13 protein-coding genes are annotated in these 18,418 nt (G+C 65.2%); 11 read left to right on the top strand and 2 right to left on the bottom strand.

Annotated features, from left to right (window positions below; translation table 11 throughout):
- Positions 1 to 49 precede the first annotated feature (49 nt).
- The gene (locus MRBLMS1_RS05385) at positions 50 to 712 is read left to right on the top strand and encodes a GNAT family N-acetyltransferase (protein ID WP_485878243.1); all 663 of its coding nucleotides are present in this window, start codon (positions 50 to 52) and stop codon (positions 710 to 712) included.
- Here the strand turns inward: MRBLMS1_RS05385 and MRBLMS1_RS05380 are convergent.
- Positions 709 to 1,224, bottom strand: coding sequence for a hypothetical protein (locus MRBLMS1_RS05380; protein ID WP_485878242.1), 516 nt, complete (start codon positions 1,222 to 1,224; stop codon positions 709 to 711). The two genes, MRBLMS1_RS05385 and MRBLMS1_RS05380, sit on opposite strands and share 4 nt — an antisense overlap.
- Before the next feature lie 125 nt (positions 1,225 to 1,349).
- Here MRBLMS1_RS05380 and MRBLMS1_RS05375 point away from each other — a divergent pair, with 125 nt between their 5' ends.
- The gene (locus MRBLMS1_RS05375; protein WP_485878240.1) at positions 1,350 to 1,733 is read left to right on the top strand and encodes a glutaredoxin domain-containing protein; all 384 of its coding nucleotides are present in this window, start codon (positions 1,350 to 1,352) and stop codon (positions 1,731 to 1,733) included.
- A 24-nt stretch (positions 1,734 to 1,757) separates the two neighbouring features.
- On the opposite strand, the gene MRBLMS1_RS05370 is transcribed toward MRBLMS1_RS05375, so the two are convergent.
- Positions 1,758 to 1,994, bottom strand: coding sequence for a DUF3820 family protein (locus MRBLMS1_RS05370; RefSeq protein ID WP_034749909.1), 237 nt, complete (start codon positions 1,992 to 1,994; stop codon positions 1,758 to 1,760).
- A 144-nt stretch (positions 1,995 to 2,138) separates the two neighbouring features.
- On the opposite strand from MRBLMS1_RS05370, the gene MRBLMS1_RS05365 reads away from it, so the two are divergent.
- The 9 genes from MRBLMS1_RS05365 to MRBLMS1_RS05325 all read left to right on the top strand — a co-directional run bounded on the left by MRBLMS1_RS05365 (position 2,139) and on the right by MRBLMS1_RS05325 (position 18,357).
- Positions 2,139 to 3,350 carry an MFS transporter gene (locus MRBLMS1_RS05365; RefSeq protein ID WP_485878238.1) on the top strand — a complete coding sequence of 404 codons (1,212 nt, stop codon included), beginning with the start codon at positions 2,139 to 2,141 and terminating at the stop codon, positions 3,348 to 3,350.
- A gap of 86 nt (positions 3,351 to 3,436) precedes the next feature.
- Positions 3,437 to 4,654 carry a YeeE/YedE family protein gene (locus tag MRBLMS1_RS05360; RefSeq protein ID WP_485878236.1) on the top strand — a complete coding sequence of 406 codons (1,218 nt, stop codon included), beginning with the start codon at positions 3,437 to 3,439 and terminating at the stop codon, positions 4,652 to 4,654.
- Between the two features lie 81 nt (positions 4,655 to 4,735).
- The gene (locus MRBLMS1_RS05355; RefSeq protein WP_485878234.1) at positions 4,736 to 6,214 is read left to right on the top strand and encodes a sodium:solute symporter; all 1,479 of its coding nucleotides are present in this window, start codon (positions 4,736 to 4,738) and stop codon (positions 6,212 to 6,214) included.
- 63 nt (positions 6,215 to 6,277) lie between these two features.
- Positions 6,278 to 8,152 carry a signal peptide peptidase SppA gene (gene sppA, locus MRBLMS1_RS05350; RefSeq protein ID WP_485878232.1) on the top strand — a complete coding sequence of 625 codons (1,875 nt, stop codon included), beginning with the start codon at positions 6,278 to 6,280 and terminating at the stop codon, positions 8,150 to 8,152.
- A 74-nt stretch (positions 8,153 to 8,226) separates the two neighbouring features.
- Positions 8,227 to 8,766, top strand: coding sequence for a GNAT family N-acetyltransferase (locus MRBLMS1_RS05345; RefSeq protein ID WP_139089887.1), 540 nt, complete (start codon positions 8,227 to 8,229; stop codon positions 8,764 to 8,766).
- 438 nt (positions 8,767 to 9,204) lie between these two features.
- On the top strand, positions 9,205 to 10,578 hold the full coding sequence (locus MRBLMS1_RS05340) for an efflux RND transporter periplasmic adaptor subunit (RefSeq protein WP_485878230.1): 1,374 nt from the start codon (positions 9,205 to 9,207) through the stop codon (positions 10,576 to 10,578).
- Complete coding sequence (locus MRBLMS1_RS05335; protein WP_139089885.1) at positions 10,575 to 13,694, top strand: efflux RND transporter permease subunit; 3,120 nt, start codon at positions 10,575 to 10,577, stop codon at positions 13,692 to 13,694. The genes MRBLMS1_RS05340 and MRBLMS1_RS05335 overlap by 4 nt, the downstream gene beginning before the upstream one ends.
- The gene (locus MRBLMS1_RS05330) at positions 13,691 to 16,930 is read left to right on the top strand and encodes an efflux RND transporter permease subunit (RefSeq protein ID WP_485878228.1); all 3,240 of its coding nucleotides are present in this window, start codon (positions 13,691 to 13,693) and stop codon (positions 16,928 to 16,930) included. Before MRBLMS1_RS05335 ends, MRBLMS1_RS05330 begins: the two co-directional genes overlap by 4 nt.
- On the top strand, positions 16,927 to 18,357 hold the full coding sequence (locus MRBLMS1_RS05325) for an efflux transporter outer membrane subunit (protein ID WP_485878226.1): 1,431 nt from the start codon (positions 16,927 to 16,929) through the stop codon (positions 18,355 to 18,357). The genes MRBLMS1_RS05330 and MRBLMS1_RS05325 overlap by 4 nt, the downstream gene beginning before the upstream one ends.
- Positions 18,358 to 18,418: the final 61 nt, after the last annotated feature.

Below are 18,418 nucleotides of genomic sequence, written 5' to 3'. Positions count from 1 at the left end.
AAGCAGGACAGGGACGAATGTGGGAGCATGCGGATTGGAAGAACAAGGAATGTCGAATCTGGCCGATCCCGGCCTGCTTGCCGCCTGGCTGGCGGCACGTTCGATGGCGCGCGGCCTGGCGCTGCCCGTGCCCGATCACGGCGGGTGGCGCGTCGATACGGACTTGCCAGGAGAAATCCGGCGCCACGTTTTTGCGGGACCTGTTCCAGGCATCAGCGCGCTGGCAGCGTCGATCCACGGTCCGCATATCTTCATCAAGATGTGTGGCGACGGGGAGCAATTGCTGGGGCTGTTACCGCCGCGATGGCAACTTTGCCCCGGCGGCTATTTCATGACCCATGAAGGCAGTCTGCAGGCGCCGGATCTGCCTGCCGGCTACCGCCTGGAAATAACGACGTCACAGGTAATCACGACGGCGCGTATTCTGGCCGAAGATGGCGGTGTTGCCGCCAGCGGCCATGCCGTGGAATATGCCGGTGTCTTTGTCTTTGACCGCATCGTCACCGAGGCCGGCCATCGGCGCCGTGGTCTGGGGCGGGCGCTGATGGCCGCGCTGGCGGCCAGGCAACGATCGGCCAGCGCGCGCCGCGTGCTGGTGGCAACGGACGATGGGGCGAAATTGTATGCGAGCCTGGGCTGGCATATCGCATCCCCGTATTCGACGGCAACGATCATGCAGGCCGGCATACGGCACCCGCCATCGAGCAGCTAGGGCTGCGCGTCGCGTTCGCGGCAGCTCAATGAGGCGTAATGGCCTTGGGACAGCCGGGCCTTGATGGCCACCTCGCTCAATGCATGTTGCACATCGACTGGGTCGGTCAGGGTGCAGCGCTGGGCGCTGGCGAACGCTTGCAGGTTTTGCGTGTTGCCACGCACCTTCACCGTCACGCCAGCGCCGGGGCTGACGCAGCAGCCTATGTATTGCGTGATGTATTCCTCTTCGATGAGCACCAGTTCATGCCCCATGAAGCTGGCCGGTTTCTTCAGCAGGTAGTAATCGGTGTAGTCGAAGCGCTGGTCGGGGCGCCTGCCGATGTAGCCTTCGCGCATGTAGGCGGCGATGGCCTTGCCCGAGGTGCCGACTCTGTCCGTCGTGCCCTTTTTCAGGTGCAGCGCGTGGAGCAGGCCGCTTTCAAGTCCGGGATCGGCGGCGTGGACGCTGGCGCAGCTGGCGGCCAGCAGAAGAGCGCCGAGCAGGCGGCGGGTGCGGCGCCATTCAGCCATGGGGTGGATTGCTTGCATATCTTTGACGCGAAGGGGGAGGAGAGGTGCAGTGTAGCCCACGCCAGGCTGCGTGCGTGGCACAATGCGTGATCCGCACACCACGTGCCATTCATCCCAGGACTTTCATGACCCGCGCCATCCTTGACCAAGCCCAGATCCATTCCGCCGCCCGCCCCTTGATCGGCAGCAAGCACAAGGACATCGTGCGCGAGGTGCAGGCGGCCATCGCCGCGCACCAGGTCGTCATCGTCGGCATGGCGCTCAATCCGTTTCCGCGCAAGGCGCGCAAGATCCTCGACGTGCTGGGCACGCCCTACCAGTACCTGCAATACGGCAGCTATTTGAACCAGTGGCACCGCCGCAATGCCCTGAAAATGTGGACGGGCTGGCCCACGTTTCCCATGGTCTTTGTCAACGGCATGCTCATCGGTGGCGCCAGCGAACTGCAAAAACTCGTGGAAAATGGCGAGTTCAGCGCCATGCTGGCAAAGAAGGTGCGCGAGTTTTAAGACCCGCCTTACTTACTACTCTCTTTACTCGCCCGGCCGCCACGGCGACTTGCGCGTGCGCAGCGGGTCGAGCAAGCTTCTTAAATCGTTGTGGTCGAGCTCGTACATCAGCGCGATTAAACTGCCCAGTTCGCCCGAGGGAAAGCCTTCGCGCGCGAACCAGCCCAGGTAGTGTCCCGGCAAGTCGGCCAGCAGCCGTCCCTGATATTTCCCATATGGCATTTCGCGCGTGACCAGCAGCGCCAGTTTTTCTGAATTCATGGTGGTGACCCCGTGTTGATGCTGCCAGTGTAGCAGAGCATGGAATTGTTGATCTGAGCGCAAGTATCTTCTTCCCATGGAGGTATTTTTCGACACAAAGAAAACCCCGATACTGCATGCCAACATCTTTTATCGGAGTTTTTCATGCCCATTGCCTTGCTCGCGCTGACCCTCAGCGCATTTGCCATCGGAACCACCGAGTTTGTCATCGTGGGGCTGTTGCCCACCATCGCCGCCGACCTGGGCGTCAACCTGCCATCGGCCGGCCTGCTGGTCAGCCTGTATGCGCTGGGTGTCGCCGTCGGCGCGCCCGTGCTGACTGCTCTGACGGGCAAGATCCCACGCAAGACCTTGCTGTTGTCGCTGATGGTCTTGTTCACCTTGGGTAACTTGCTGGCATGGAAATCACCGGGCTATGAAACCCTCGTCGTCGCTCGCATCCTGACGGGGCTGGCGCATGGCGTGTTCTTCTCGATCGGTTCGACCATCGCCACGTCATTGGTGCCGAAAGACAAGGCGGCCAGCGCCATTGCCATCATGTTTACGGGCTTGACCGTGGCGCTCGTGACGGGCGTGCCGCTGGGCACCTTCATCGGCCAGCATTTCGGCTGGCGCGAAACCTTCCTTGCCGTCTCGGCCCTCGGCCTGGTGGCGTTCATCGGCAGCCTGCTGTACGTGCCGTCGACCATCGCCCACGGCAAACCGGCGTCCTTGCTGCAGCAAGTGCAGGTGCTGGCCCAGCCGCGCCTGCTGCTCGTGTATGCCATGACGGCCGTTGGCTATGGCGGCTCCTTCATCGCCTTTACCTACCTGGCGCCGATCCTGCAGCAAGTGTCGGGCTTTAGCGCCGGCGCCGTGGGCGTGGTGATGCTTGTGTATGGCGTGTCGGTGGCGTTCGGCAATATCTGGGGCGGCAAGCTGGCCGACAAGAAAGGTCCTGTCAGCGCCCTGAAACTGATCTTTTTGCTGCTGGCCTTTGTTTTGCTGCTGTTGACCTTCACGGCGCCGCATCCCGTGCTCGTCGTCATCACCGTGCTGCTGTGGGGCGCCGTGGCCTTCGGTAACGTGGCCGGTTTGCAAGTGTATGTCGTGCAGCAAGCCGAGCACTTCACGCCCCGCGCCGTCGATGTGGCTTCTGGCCTGAATATCGCCGCTTTCAACCTTGGCATCGCCGGCGGCGCCTGGGGTGGCGGCCTGATCGTCGAACACCTGGGCCTCGTGCACACGGGCTGGATCGGCGCGCTCGTCGTGCTCGGTGCATTTGGCTTGACAGCCTTGAGTGGCAGGATGGACCGTTTGAGTCCCATACCCGTGCGTGCCGGAGGTGCAAAGTCGATCCATGCGGTGGGGCACTAGGCTAGCCTGATCTGCCAGTAAGTTTCTGGCAGAAAACACCAAAACGGGCGAGAATGACGTTTACTTTCCTCTTGCCCATACTCCCCATGTCCGATACAGCAATGTCACCGCTGCGCCTGCGCGCCGCCATCAATCCAAAACCGCTGGGCGTCGCGCTTGTGCTTATCGTGCTCGGCGCGTGGTATTTGGCGCAAACCGTCGGCGCCACGCTGTCCGCGCTGTATGTGGTGGGCGCCTTGCTCGGCGTCACCCTGTATCACGCGGCCTTCGGCTTTACTTCCGCCTGGCGCGTCTTCATTGCCGATGGGCGCGGCGGCGGCTTGCGCGCACAAATGCTGATGCTGGCCGTCGGCGTGGCGCTGTTCTTCCCTGCGCTGTCGGCCGGCACCCTGTTCGGCACGCCCGTCGCGGGCCTCGTTTCTCCCGCCGGCACCTCGGTCATCTTCGGCGCCTTCATCTTCGGCATCGGCATGCAGCTGGGCGGCGGCTGCGCATCCGGCACCCTGTACACGGTGGGCGGGGGCAGCACGCGCATGCTCATCACCCTGGCCGCCTTCATCGTCGGCTCCGTGATCGGCACGGCGCACATGCCATTCTGGACGGCGCTGCCACAGCTCCAGCCCATTTCCCTCGTGACGACCCTGGGCCTGGTACCCGCGCTGGCGCTGAACTGGATCGTCTTCGCGCTGATCGCCGGCATCACGGTGCTGGTGGAAAAGCGCCGCCATGGCAAGCTCGTCGCCACGCCCCTGCGCCCAGCGCAGGCCTCGCCCTGGCTGCACGGCCCGTGGCCGCTGGTGGCGGGCGCCGTTGCCCTCGTCGTGCTGAACTTCGCCACCCTGGCGCTGTCGGGCCGCCCTTGGGGCGTGACGTCCGCGTTCGCGCTGTGGGGCGCGAAAGCCGCGTCCGTGGTCGGCATCGACACGGCCAGCTGGGCTTACTGGTCGACCAAGGCCAACGCGGCCGCGCTGGCCGCGCCGCTGACGCAAGACAAGACGTCCGTGATGGACATCGGCATCGTGCTGGGCGCCATGCTGGCGGCCGCGCTGGCCGGCCGCTACGCGCCCGTGTGGCGCATCCCGCGCCGTTCGGTGATCGCCGCCATCGTCGGCGGCTTGCTGCTCGGCTACGGCGCGCGCCTGGCCTACGGCTGCAACATCGGCGCTTACTTCAGCGGCATCATCTCTGGCAGCCTGCACGGCTGGCTGTGGCTGGTCTGCGCTTTTCTGGGCAACGTCGTCGGCACGCGTTTGCGTCCGTGGTTCGGCCTGGAAGTGGAGAAGGTCAAACCGACTGGCTGCTGATGCCTGATTGACCGGGGGCATTGCTGTACGCTTTGTTGTATATTGCTGCCCCTGTTCCTCTTTGCCGCCAGCGCAACGCCCATGTCGCCCCTCATCCTGTTTGCCGTCGTCCTCGCATATTTCCTGATCCTGCTGGGCGTTGCATGGCGCACGTCGCGCCATGCCACCAACGACAGTTTTTTCATTGGCAACAAGGACAGCAACTGGATGCTGGTGGCCTTCGGCATGGTGGGCACGACACTCACGGGCGTGACCTTCATCAGCGTGCCCGGCGCCGTGGGCAGCAACGGTTTTGGCTACATCCAGCTGATGATCGGCTACGTGCTCGGTTACCTGGCCATCACCTTCATCTTGCTGCCGCTGTACTACCGGCTGCAGCTGACCTCCATTTACCGCTACCTGGAATTGCGTTTGGGACGGCGCTCCTACCAGAGTGGGGCGGCGTTTTTCATCGTGTCGCGGCTGCTGGGCGCCACGGCGCGGCTGTATCTGGTGGTCAATATCCTGCAAGCGACCATCCTCGATAGCCTGGGCGTGCCGTTCTGGCTGACGTCGTGCGCCGTGCTGCTGCTGATCCTGCTGTACACGTATGAGGGCGGCGTCAAGACCATCGTCTGGACCGATACCCTGCAAACGGCGTGCATGCTGGCCGGTCTCGTCATCTGCAGCGTATTTTTGCTGCGCGAGATGGACCTGTCCCTGGTCGACAGCCTCGAACGCATGCGCGCGCAGGGCCTCACGCGCATCTTCACCGTCGATCCGGACAGCCCCGCCTATGTCTGGAAGCACATCGTGGCCGGCATGTTCATTACCATCGCCATGACGGGCATGGACCAGGAGATGATGCAAAAGAATATCTCCGTGCGCACCTTGCGCGACTCGCAAAAGAATATGCTCAGCCTGACCGTGGTGCTGACGGGCGTGCTGCTGCTGTTCCTGTTCCTCGGCGGCTTGCTGCACCTGTATGCGCCGCTGGCCGGCGTGACGGCCACGGGCGACAAATTGTTCCCCGCCGTCGTGCTCGGGCATTTCCCGGCCGTCGTGCAGCTGATTTTCTTCATCGCCCTCATTTCCGCCCTGTTTCCCAGCGTGGACGGGGCGCTGACGGCGCTCACCTCCACCTTCTGCATCGATATCCTGGGCGTGCAGAGGCGGGCAGACCTGAATCCGGCCGCGCAGATGCGCTGGCGCCGCCGTGTCCACCTGGGGTTTGCCGCGCTGTTCCTGATCCTGATCATGGCCTTCAAGTGGCTTGACGATCCCAGCATGATAGGCGTGATCCTGAAGCTGGCCAGCTATACCTATGGTCCGCTGCTGGGCCTGTTCGCCTTCGGCTTGCTGAGCCGGCGCGGCGTGCGCGACCGCTGGGTGCCGCTGGTGGCCGTGGCGGGGCCGCTGCTGTGCGCGCTGATCGAACAGGAACAGGCGTTGCTGTTCGAGCATTACCGCATCGGCCTGGAATTGCTGATCCTGAATGGCTCCCTGGTGCTGGGCGGCCTGTTCCTCATCTCGACGCCGGCAGGGCAGGCCATCAAAGGCGCGCCACACTTGTCAAAATAAGACGATTCAGCCCGTTTTCAGTTATATTGATTTCCTTTAGGTACACAACCTCACGGAGCATCAATGTCACTCAACCCCTTCCCGCCGCTGCGCCGCGGTTTCGGCGCATTCTGGCGCGCGCTCGACGCCACCCGCCGCGCGGTCATCAATCTGATCTTCCTGCTGATCGTCATCGCCATCCTGATCGCCATCTTCGGCGGCGGCGCCAAGCCCCTGGCGGAAAAGACCACCCTGGTGCTGGACTTGCAAGGCCCGCTGGTCGAGGAAACCCCGGGCGGCGTGCGCGAGGCCGTGCTGGCCAATGTCAGCGGCGAAGTCAAGAAAACGGTGCAGCTGCGCGACGTGCTGGCGGTGCTCGACACGGCATCCAAGGACAAGGACATCGGCTCGATGGTGATCCTGCTCGACGAATTGCAGGGCGGCGGCCTCGCTTCGCTGCGCGAAGTGGCGGCCGGCGTGGAACGCTTCCGCGCCACGGGCAAGAAAGTCACGGCCTGGGGTTCGAGCTACAACCAGCGCCAGTACCTGGTGGCGGCCAAGGCCGACGAGGTATTCCTGCACCCGATGGGCGGCGTCATGCTGGAAGGCTTTGGCCGCTACCGCAATTACTACCGCGACGCGCTCGACAAAGTGGGCGTGACGGTGAACCTGCTGAAAGTGGGCACGTATAAAAGCGCGGCCGAGCCTTTCATCGCCAACGGCCCGTCCGAAGCGGCGGCCGAAGCGGACCGTTACCTGAACAACGGCCTGTGGACCACCTACACGACGGACGTGGAAAAGGCGCGCAAGCTGCCGGCCGGCGCCATCATGCAATCGATCGATGCGCTGCCCGCGCTGATGACGGCTGCCGGTGGCGACATTGCCAAGCTGTCGCTGGACGCCAAGCTGGTCGACGGCCTGAAAACACGCGATGAACTGCGCCAGTTCATGATGGCGCGCGGCGCGAAGAATACGGAAGGCACGAACTTCCGCCAGGTGAACTACACCGATTACCTGGCGCGCCTGCGCCCCGTGCACGTCGGCGACGCCGTCGGCGTGGTCATCGCTTCGGGCGAAATCGGCGACGGCATCGCGCCACCGGGCGCCATCGGCGGCCTGTCCACCTCGCGCCTGATCCGCCAGGCACGCGAAGACAAATCGATCAAGGCCGTCGTGCTGCGCGTCGATTCGCCGGGCGGCAGCGCCTTCGGCTCGGAACTGATCCGCCGCGAACTGGAACTGACGCGCGCCGCCGGCAAACCGGTGGTCGTCTCGATGGGCAACGTGGCCGCTTCGGGCGGCTACTGGATCAGCACCTCGGCCGATGAAGTGATCGCCGACGCGGCCACCATCACCGGTTCCATCGGCGTGTTCGCGATTCTGCCGACGGCCGACAAGGTGGTGGAAAAGCTGGGCATCCACACGGCCGGTTCGCCGACCACGTGGCTGGCCGACGCGGGCAACCCATTGCGTCCGCTCGACCCGCGTTTCGCGCAAGTGATCCAGGGTTCGATCAACCACGTGTATGGCGACTTCCTGAACCTGGCCGCCAAGGCGCGCAAGACGACGCCCGAGAAAATCAATGAGGTGGCGCAGGGCCGCGTCTGGACGGGCTTGCAGGCGAAGGAGCGCAACCTGGTCGACCGCATCGGCAGCTATGGCGATGCGCTGGCTTCGGCCGCCAAGCGCGCCAAGCTGGGCACCGATTACCGCGTGACCTACCTGGAGCAGGAAACGTCGAACGTGGACCGGTTGATCGGCATGTTCGGCTCCAAGGCCATGGCTTCGCTGGGCCTGGGCGAACACGTGAAGCTGGGCCTCGCCACGACCGGCTTGCCGGCCGACGCGGCGCTGGGCATGGCGCAGGACTTTTCCTGGCTGTCGGGCATCACGCGCGAACATAAACCGTTCATGGCCCTCACGCATTGCCTGTGCGAGGTGCCGTTAGGCGGCAAGTAATCGCAGTAGTGATATGACCTCAAGCCGGCTTCGCCCGGCTTGTTTTCCTTGAGGAGCAGACTATGCCAAGCGATATGAATGCAGACACCGACAACACGATCACCATCCGCCCTTGCGCCAAGGGCGACGAACACGCGCTGGCGCTGGTGGGGCAGGCCACTTTTCTTGAAGCGTTCGCCGGCATCCTCGATGGCGCCGACGTCATCGCCCATTGCCAGCGCCAGCACGACGTGCAGCTGTACCGCGACTGGCTGGCGCTGCCGGCCATGCGGCTGTGGCTGGCCGAGGCCACGCCGGGCGGCGCGCCCGTCGGCTATCTGGTGCTCAGTCCCGCCGGCCTGCCGGTGGCCGACCCGCGCCCGAACGACCTGGAAATCAAGCGCATCTACCTGCTGCACCGCTTCCAGGGCCAGCGCGTGGGCCAGCGTTTGATGCAGGCGGCCGTGGAGCAGGCGCGCGCCAGCGGGGCGGGGCGCGTGCTGCTGGGCGTGTACGCGGAAAACCACGATGCGCTGGCGTTCTATGCACGCTGCGGCTTTGCGCAACTGGGAAGGCGCACCTTCCGCGTGGGCCGCACCGATTACCAGGACGTCATCCTCGGCATGACCTTGTAAATCCACGTAAAGAATCGCCGCTGTCTCCCGTCGCCTGGGCACCCGCGCGGCGCCAGGTCAAGCCGGCTGACCGGAGATTTGTAGCGAGTTTGTATCTGCATGCGAGTCGCCCGGGCCACGTGCTCGCGGGGGCGCGGCGCCCCGCAAGCCTGATTTTTCCACCATTCCCCCACAGTGGCGGCCTGCCTGCCGGCCCGTCTGATCCTCCCATGCCTGGTTGGCTGTGTGTAATTGTTTCAGGTAGAAATGAAACAGTTACATGACTATGCTAGAGTCGTTTCACGCTAGGGAGCGATGTTTTTTCAGCTGATTTTCGGCTCTTGACTCCCCCGGCTTTGTACTGAAACAACCCCGAAAAACGGTCGTCCGGCCTGAGTGTGTTCCACCTCGGCCGGCGCCACAGAATCGCCGTGCCAGCGGCCTAGACAAGGATAAGCGATGGATTCGCAGACTACACCCAACACCCCGCGGCGCAGCCGCCGTTCAAAAATCGTCGGTACGGTCATCGCACTGGCCGTGATGGCTGCGCTGGGGGGCGGTGCCTGGTACCTGACCCATTCGGGCACCAGCGCCCAGGACGGCCCCGGCATGGGTGGCCCAGGCGGTCCTGGCGGACCCGGTGGCCCGGGCGGGCGCCGCGGCGGCCCTTCGACCACCGTGGGCGTGGCCACGGCCGTGAAATCCGACCTGCCCGTGGTGCTCGACGCGCTGGGCACGGTGACGGCCGCGTCCACCGTGACGGTGCGCCCGCAAGTGTCGGGCATTTTGAAGGAATTGAAATTCAAGGAAGGCGGCATGGTCAAGGCGGGCCAGGTGGTGGCCCAGATCGACCCGGCCCAGTTCGAGATGGCGCTGATGCAGGCCACGGGCCAGCGCCAGCGCGACGAAGCGCAATTGGAAAACGCGCGCCTGACCCTGAAACGCTATCAGACTTTGCTGGGCCAGGATTCCATCGCGCGCCAGGACGTTGACACGCAGGCCGCCCTGGTCAAGCAGCTGGAAGGCACCGTCATGACGGACCGCGCGTCCGAAGGCACGGCCAGACTGAACCTCGGCTACACCAAGGTGGTGTCGCCGATCAGCGGCCGCGCGGGCCTGAAGGTGGTCGATATCGGCAATTTGGTCAGCACCAGCGACACGGGCGGCGTGGTGGTGGTGACGCAGCTCTCGCCCATCGACGTGGAGTTCTCCGTGCCGCAGGATAAAGTGCAGACGATCCAGGAGCGCTTGAATGGCGGCTCGGCCCTGGCCGCGCTGGCGCTGGACCGCACGCGCACGCATACCCTGGACAAGGGCAGCTTGACGGCGCTGGACAACCAGGTCGATGTGCAGACGGGCACCGTGCGCGCCAAGGCCCGCTACACGAATGACAAGATGGCGCTGTTCCCCAGCCAGTTCGTCAACGTGCGCCTGGAACTGGGCAACATCACGGGCGCCGTGCTGGTGCCCGTGACGGCCCTGCGCCACAGTAACAACGGCGACTTTGTCTACGTGCTGAAAGCCGATAAAACCGTCACCGTGCGCATGGTCACGCGGGGCCAGGCCACCACCGACATGGTGGAAATCCGCGCCGGCCTGGAAGCGGGGGAGCAAGTCATCACGGAAGGCGCCGACCGCCTGAAGGAAGGCGCGAAAGTCACCCTGGCGGGCGACAAGCCGGCCATGGGCGCCGGTGGCGCCGGAGCGAATGGCGAACGCCGCCACCGCCGCCAGCACGCTGACGGCGCGGCCAGCGCACCGGCCGCATCGGCTGCCGCACCGGTGCCGGCGCCGGCGCCGGCGACCGCTCCCGCGAAGGGCGCAGCGCAATGAGTCCATCGACGCCATTCATCAAGCGCCCCGTCGCCACGGCGCTGCTGATGCTGGCCATCGTGCTGGCGGGGCTGGTCGGCTTCAAGTTCCTGCCGCTGGCCGCCTTGCCGCAGGTGGACTTCCCCACCATTCAGGTGCAGACCCTGTACCCGGGCGCCAGCCCGGAAGTCATGGGGCAGACCGTGACGGCGCCGCTGGAGCGCCAGTTCGGTCAGATGTCGGGCTTGCAGCGCATGAGTTCCACCAGCGCGGCAGGCGTTTCCATCATCACCCTGCAATTCACCTTGGGTCAGACCCTGGACGTGGCCGAGCAGGAAGTGCAGGCGGCCATCAACGCGGGCGGCTCGCTGCTGCCGACCGACTTGCCGGCGCCGCCCGTGTACGCGAAGATCAACCCGGCCGACGCGCCCGTGCTGACCCTGGCCATCACGTCGGATACGATGCCGCTGACGCAGGTGCAGAATATCGTCAACACGCGTCTGGCGCTCAAAATCAGCCAGGTCAACGGCGTGGGCCTCGTCTCGCTGTCGGGCGGCCAGCGTCCGGCCGTGCGCATCCAGGGTGATACCAAGTTGCTGGCCTCGTACGGCCTGGGCCTCGACAGCCTGCGCACGGCCATCGCGGCGGCCAACGTCAATAGCGCCAAGGGCAGTTTCGACGGGCCCACGCGCTCATTCACCATCAACGCCAACGACCAGCTGGTCACGGCGGAAGACTACAAGCGCCTGATCATCACCTATAAAAACGGCGCGCCCGTGCGCCTGTCCGACGTGGCCAATGTTGTCGACAGCGCGGAAAACACGCGCCTGGGCGCCTGGTCGGGCAAGCAGCCAGCCATCATCCTGAACGTGCAGCGCCAGCCCGGCGCCAACGTCATCAAGACGGTCGACGCCATCAAGGCCTTGCTGCCCGACCTGCAGGCCAGCCTGCCGGCGGCCATGAAGCTCGATGTGCTGAGCGACCGCACGACGGGCATCCGCGCCTCGGTCGAGCACGTGGAAATGGAACTGCTGTTGTCCGTGCTGCTGGTGGTGCTGGTGATCTTCGCCTTTTTGCACAGCATGCGCGCCACGGTGATCGCCAGCCTGTCCGTGCCGATTTCGCTGATCGGCGCCTGCGGCGTCATGTATTTGCTCGGCTATAGTCTGAACAACCTCTCCTTGATGGCGCTGACGATCGCCACGGGCTTTGTCGTCGATGACGCCATCGTCATGATCGAAAACATCGCCCGCTACATCGAGGAGGGCGAAACGCCGATGGCCGCCGCCCTGAAGGGCGCGTCGCAGATCGGCTTTACCATCATCTCGCTGACGGTGTCCCTGATCGCCGTGCTGATTCCCCTGCTGTTCATGGGCGACGTGGTGGGCCGCTTGTTCCGCGAATTTGCCATGACCCTGGCCATCACGATCCTGATTTCCGCCGTGGTCTCCCTGACCCTGGTGCCGATGATGTCGGCGCGCTGGCTGAAAAGCCACGCCGATGAAAAAGTCAGCGCCACGGGCCAGCGCATCCAGGCCTTCCTCGACCGTGTGATCGTGCAGTACGACCATGCGCTCGTGTGGGTGCTGAAACGCCAGGGATTGACCTTGCTGGTGGCGCTGGCCACCCTGGTGCTGACCGTCATCCTGTATATCACCATCCCGAAAGGCCTGTTTCCCACGCAGGACACGGGGCAGCTGCAGGCGCGCATCGAAACCTCGCAAGCCGTCTCGTACGAGCGCATGGCCACCTTGCAGCAGGCGGCCGCCAGCGCGCTGCTGGAAGACCCCGCTGTCGATACCCTGAGTTCCCTCGTCGGCGTCGATGCGGCCAACAACACCATGCTGCATACGGGCAGCATGCTGATCAACCTCAAGCGTCCGCGCAGCGGCAGCCAGGACGAGGTCATGGAGCGCTTGCGCAACCGCGTGGCCAAGGTGGCTGGCGTGACCCTGTATCTGCAGCCGACGCAGGATCTGACCATCGATGCGGAGTCGGGGCCGACGCAGTACCGCGTCTCGCTCGAAGGGGCCGACACGGCCACCGTCACCGAGTGGGCCGGCAAGCTGGCCGCGCGCATGCGTGAAAAAACGCAGCTGCGCAACGTCGTCACGGATGCGGGCGCCACGGGCGCCGCCGTCACCGTGGCGATCGACCGCGACAGCGCCGCGCGCATGTCCGTGACCACGGCAACCGTCGACGACGCGCTGTACAACGCTTTCGGCCAGCGCATCATTTCGACGATTTTCACGGAAACCAACCAGTACCGCGTGATCCTCGAAGCGCAGCCTGGCATCGTCACCACGCCGTCCGACCTGTCGGACCTGCAGGTGCGCACGGGCTCCGGCAAGTCGACGCCGCTGTCGGCCTTTGCCAGCGTCAGCGAAAAACAGGCGCCGCTGCAAATCACGCACGTGGCGCAATACCCGGCCACGACCCTCGGCTTCGACACGACGCAGGGCGTGGCGCTGGGCAGCGCCGTCGACGCCATCCGCCAGGCGGCGAAAGACATCGCCTTGCCGCCATCGGTGACCTTGACCTTTCTGGGCGCGGCCGGCGCGTATGAAAACTCGCTGTCGAACCAGCTGTGGCTCATTCTCGCCGCCGTCGTTTGCGTGTACATCGTGCTCGGCGTGCTGTACGAAAGCTACATCCACCCGCTGACGATTTTGTCGACCCTGCCGTCGGCCGGTGTGGGCGCCTTGCTGGCGCTGATGATCTCGGGGCAGGACCTGGGCGTGATCGGCATCATCGGCATCATCCTCCTGATCGGCATCGTCAAGAAGAATGCGATCATGATGATCGACTTCGCCATCGAGGCCGAACGCGATGAAGGCAAGAGCCCGCAGGAAGCCATCCACCAGGCGGCCCTGCTGCGCTTCCGTCCCATCCTGATGACGACCCTGGCGGCGCTGTTCGCGGCCGTGCCGCTGATGCTGGGCTGGGGCGAGGGCGCCGAGTTGCGCCGTCCGCTGGGCCTGGCCATCTTCGGCGGCCTGATCGTCAGCCAGGTGCTGACCTTGTTTACCACGCCCGTCATCTACCTGGGCTTCGACCGCCTGGGCCAGCGCTTCGCCTCCAGAACGCGGGGCGTCAACCTGGACAAGCCGGCCGATAACGCGGGGAGCGCCGCGTGAACCTGTCCGAACCGTTCGTCAAGCGTCCCATCGCCACCGTGCTGCTGACCATCGGCATTGCGCTGGCCGGTGTCGGCGCCTTCTTCGTGCTGCCCGTCTCGCCGCTGCCGCAGGTCGATTATCCGACCATTTCCGTCAGCGCCAGCCTGCCCGGTGCCAGCCCCGCGACCATGGCCACGTCGGTGGCCACGCCGCTGGAACGGCGCCTCGGTGTGATTTCGGGTGTGAACGAAATGACGTCGTCGTCGGGCACGGGCTCGGCGCGCATCAACCTGCAGTTCGACCTGAACCGCAAGATCGATTCGGCCGCGCGCGAAGTGCAGGCGGCGATTGCCGCCGCGCGCGTGGACTTGCCTGCTACCTTGCGCAGCAATCCCACCTACCGCAAGGCCAATCCATCCGACGCGCCCGTGATCATCCTGGCGCTGACGTCGAAAACGCGCACGCCGGGCCAGATCTACGACGCCGTGTCGAACCTGGTGCAGCAGAAGGTGGCGCAAGTCAAGGGCGTGGGCGACGTGGAGCTGGGCGGCGGTTCGCTGCCGGCCGTGCGCGTGGAACTGCTGCCCTACCAGCTCAATCACTACAGCGTGTCGATGGAAGACGTGCGCGCGGCCATCCAGGCCAGCAACGCCAACCGCCCCAAGGGCGCCATCTCCGGCGACGAGCGCAGCCTGCAGATCTATTCGGGGGCGGCGACGGCGTCGGGCGGGCGCAGCGCGGCCGATTACCGCAGCCTGGTCGTGGCCTGGCGCGACGGCGCCGCCATCCGCCTCGACGACGTGGCCGAAGTGGTCGACGGCGTGGAGAACAACAATACCCTTGGCCTGTTCAACGGCGACCCGGCCGTCATCGTGCTGATCACGCGCCAGCCCGGCGCCAACGTCATCGCCACGGTGGACGGCGTGCGCGCGCTGCTGCCGCAACTGCAGGCGCAGCTGCCGGGCGACATCAAGCTCCAGGTGGCGTCCGACAGCACCAATTCCATCCGCTCGTCCCTGCACGAGATCGAGTTCACCCTGATCCTGTCCATCGTGCTCGTCGTGCTGGTGGTCAGCGCCTTCCTGCGCAGCGTGCGCGCCACCATCATCCCGGCTGTCGCCACCATCGTCTCGCTCTTGGGCACCTTCGGCGTGATGTACATGCTGGGCTTCAGTTTGAACAACCTGTCGCTGATGGCGCTGACGGTGGCCACGGGCTTTGTCGTTGACGACGCCATCGTGGTGCTGGAAAACACGCAGCGCCACATCGAGGCGGGCATGGACCGCTTCAAGGCGGCTCTGCTGGGCGCGCGCGAAGTGGGCTTTACCGTGCTGTCGATCAGCCTGTCGCTGGTGGCCGTCTTCATCCCGCTGCTGTTCATGGGCGGGCAGGTGGGGCGGCTGTTCCGCGAATTCGCCGTGACCCTGTCGGCAGCCGTGATGATTTCGCTGGTCATCTCGCTGACCACCACGCCGATGATGTGCGCCTGGCTGCTGAAAAGCGGCGAGCAGCACAAGCCGCCCGGCCTTGTCGCGCGCTGGTTCGAACGCGGTTTCGAGCGCATGCTGAAAGTCTACGAGCACTGCCTGGACTGGGCCTTGTCCAGCGCCGCGCTGGTGATGACCATCCTCGTGTTCGTTGTCGGCCTGAACGTGTACCTGTTCGCGGCCGCGCCCAAGGGCTTTTTCCCGCAGCAGGATACGGGCCAGATCAATGGCGGCATGCGCGCCGACCAGAGCATCTCGTTCCAGGCCATGCAAGGTAAATTGCGCCAACTGGTCGACATCATCAAGGACGACCCGGCCGTCGCCACCGTCGTCGGGTTTACGGGCGGCGGACGGGCAGGGGGCGGCTTCATGTTCATCGACCTGAAGCCGGCGTCGCAGCGCACGGACAAGGGGCAGGCCGTGATCGCGCGATTGCGCCCGCAGCTGGCCAAGGTGACGGGCATTTCGCTGTTCCTCAATCCCGTGCAGGATTTGCGCATGGGCGGACGCTCGAGCAATTCAACCTACCAGTACACCTTGATCAGCGACAACCAGGCGGACCTGAAGAAATGGGCGGCGAAACTGGCCGACCAGATGAAGCTGCAGCCGGCCCTGATCGACGTCGACACGGACCAGGCGGAAAACGGCGTGGAAACCTTTGTCTCCATCGACAAGGACCGTGCCACGCAGCTGGGCGTGCAGGTCAAGGATATCGACAATGCGCTGTACAACAGCTTCGGCCAGCGCCAGGTGGCGACCATCTACGATGAGCTGAACCAGTACCACGTGATCATGGAAGTGGCGCCGCGCTATGCGCAAAGCCCCGAAGCGCTGCGCTCCGTGTACGTGCCGGCGTCGAATGCGGCCGCCGTTGCCGCCACAGGCTCCACGACCACTGCCGCCACCACCAGCGTGGCGCCGTCGAATACGACGGCCGCGCGCGACCCGTCCAGCGGCTCGGCCCTGTCCACGACCCTGGCGCACATGGTGCCGCTGTCCTCGTTCAGCAGCTTTGCGGAAAGCTCGACGGCCACGTCGATCAACCACCAGGGCGGCGAACTGGCCACCACCGTGTCGTTCAACCTGGCAGACGGCTATCCGCTCAGCGAGGGGCAGGCCGCCGTGGCCCAGGCGGAGTCGGAAATCGGCATGCCCGTGAACGTGCGCGGCAGCTTCCAGGGTTCGGCGAAGAGTGCGCAGGACAGCAACAAGGAGCAGCCGCTGTTGATCCTGGCGGCCATCGTGGTGATCTACATCGTGCTGGGCATCCTGTACGAGAGCCTGATCCACCCCGTCACCGTGCTGTCGACTTTGCCGTCGGCAGGCGTGGGCGCCGTGCTGGCATTGCTGCTGTTCCGCATGGAGTTTTCCATCATCGCCCTGATCGGCGTGTTCCTGTTGATCGGTATCGTGAAGAAAAATGCTATATTGATCATCGACTTCGCGCTGGAGGCCGAGCGTTCGCGCGGCTTGAGTGCGGTGGAGGCGGTGCGCGAGGCATGTTTGCTGCGTTTCCGCCCCATTCTGATGACCACCCTCGCGGCGGCGCTTGGCGCCTTGCCGCTGGCGATCGGTTTCGGCGAGGGGTCGGAGCTACGCCAGCCCTTGGGGGTCGCCATCATCGGCGGCCTGATTGCCAGCCAGTTACTCACATTGCTGACCACCCCGGTGGTCTACATCCTGCTCGACAAGCTGCGCACGCGCAGCGTCGACGAGCAGCAATTGAGCCGCATTCCTGGGCCAGATAACCCGAGCACACAATCATGAAGCAAGTAAAACCTATTCCATCCGCCGTCCCCGCACGCCATTTGCCGGCACTGGCCGCCGCTACCGCTTTCCTGCTGCTGGCCGGCTGCGCCGTCAGCCCCGCGTATGAGACGCCGACGGCCGCCGCGCCGCAAACGTTCAAGGAGGCGGCCGGCTGGCAACCTGCCGTGCCGGCCGATACCCTGGAACGGGGTCCCTGGTGGACCCTGTTCGGCGACGCGCAGCTGAACCAGCTGGCCGAAGGCATCGACATATCGAACCAGAACGTGGCAGCCGCCATCGCCTCGTACGAGCAGGCGCGCGCGCTGGTGCGCGAACAGCGCGCCTCGCTGTTCCCCAGCGTGAACCTGACGGGCAGCGGCGCCCGCTCCGGTGGCGGGGGCGAGCAGCAGACGAACAACAACTTCAAGGCCGCCATCGGCGCGTCGTGGGAACCGGATGTGTGGGGCAAGCTGCGCGCCGGCGTGACTGGGGCCGATGCCAGCGCGGCGGCCAGCGCGGCGGATCTGGCAGCGGCGCGCCTGTCGGCGCAGGGCGAGCTGGCCACCAATTATTTTTCGCTGCGCCAGAGCGATGCGCAGATCGCGCTGCTCAATTCCACGATAGACGGCTACAAGCGCGTGCTCGAGATCACCAGCAACCGCTTCAACTCGGGCATCGCCGCCAAGTCCGACCTGCTGCAGGCGCAGACGCAGCTGGCCAATGCGCAGATCGATTTGTCGAGCCAGACGCGTGCGCGCGCCCAGCTCGAACATGCGATCGCCATCCTGCTGGGGAAGGCGCCATCCGACTTCAGCCTGGCCGTGGCGCCGTGGACCCTGACCGTGCCCGAGGTGCCGCTGGGCGTGCCATCGACCCTGCTGCAGCGCCGTCCCGACATCGCCGCCGCCGAGCGCCGGGTGGCCGTGGCCAACGAGCAGATCGGCATCGCCCGCTCGGCCTACTATCCGAGCCTGAATCTGACGGGATCGTACGGCTCCGGCGCCAGCAAGGTGGGCGACCTGTTCAACGCATCGTCGAGCCTGTGGTCCTTGGGCGTGTCGGCCGCGCAAACGCTGTTCAACGCGGGCGCCACGACGGCCAGCGTGGATGCGGCCAAGGCGGGGCATGAGGCGGCCGTGGCGCGCTACCGCCAGACGGTATTGGGTGCCTTTGGCGCCGTGGAAGACCAGTTGTCGGCCACGCGCGCGCTGGCCGAGCAGCTGGCCTTGCGCCAGCAGGCGTCGTCGGCCGCCGACCAGGTCGAGCAGCAGATGCTGAACCGCTACAACGCGGGCCAGGTCGGCTACACGGACGTGGTGACGGCGCAAGTGACGGCCCTGTCGGCACGCCGTTCGCTGGTGCAGGCGCAGGCGGACCGCCAGACGACGGCCGTGGCCCTGATCCAGTCGCTGGGCGGCGGCTGGCATGCGCCGCAGGCGCAGTAAGGGGAGTCGCGGGGCAGCTGCCTGGCGCAGGCAAAACCCCTGCGCCAAATTCGCGTTTTAT

This window comes from Massilia sp. LMS1-1-1.1, assembly GCF_040815535.1.
In the GTDB taxonomy this organism is placed as follows: domain Bacteria; phylum Pseudomonadota; class Gammaproteobacteria; order Burkholderiales; family Burkholderiaceae_D; genus Janthinobacterium; species Janthinobacterium aestuarii.
Note: the sequence above shows the minus strand (reverse complement) of the source record. Positions and strands in the feature narration are given on the sequence as shown.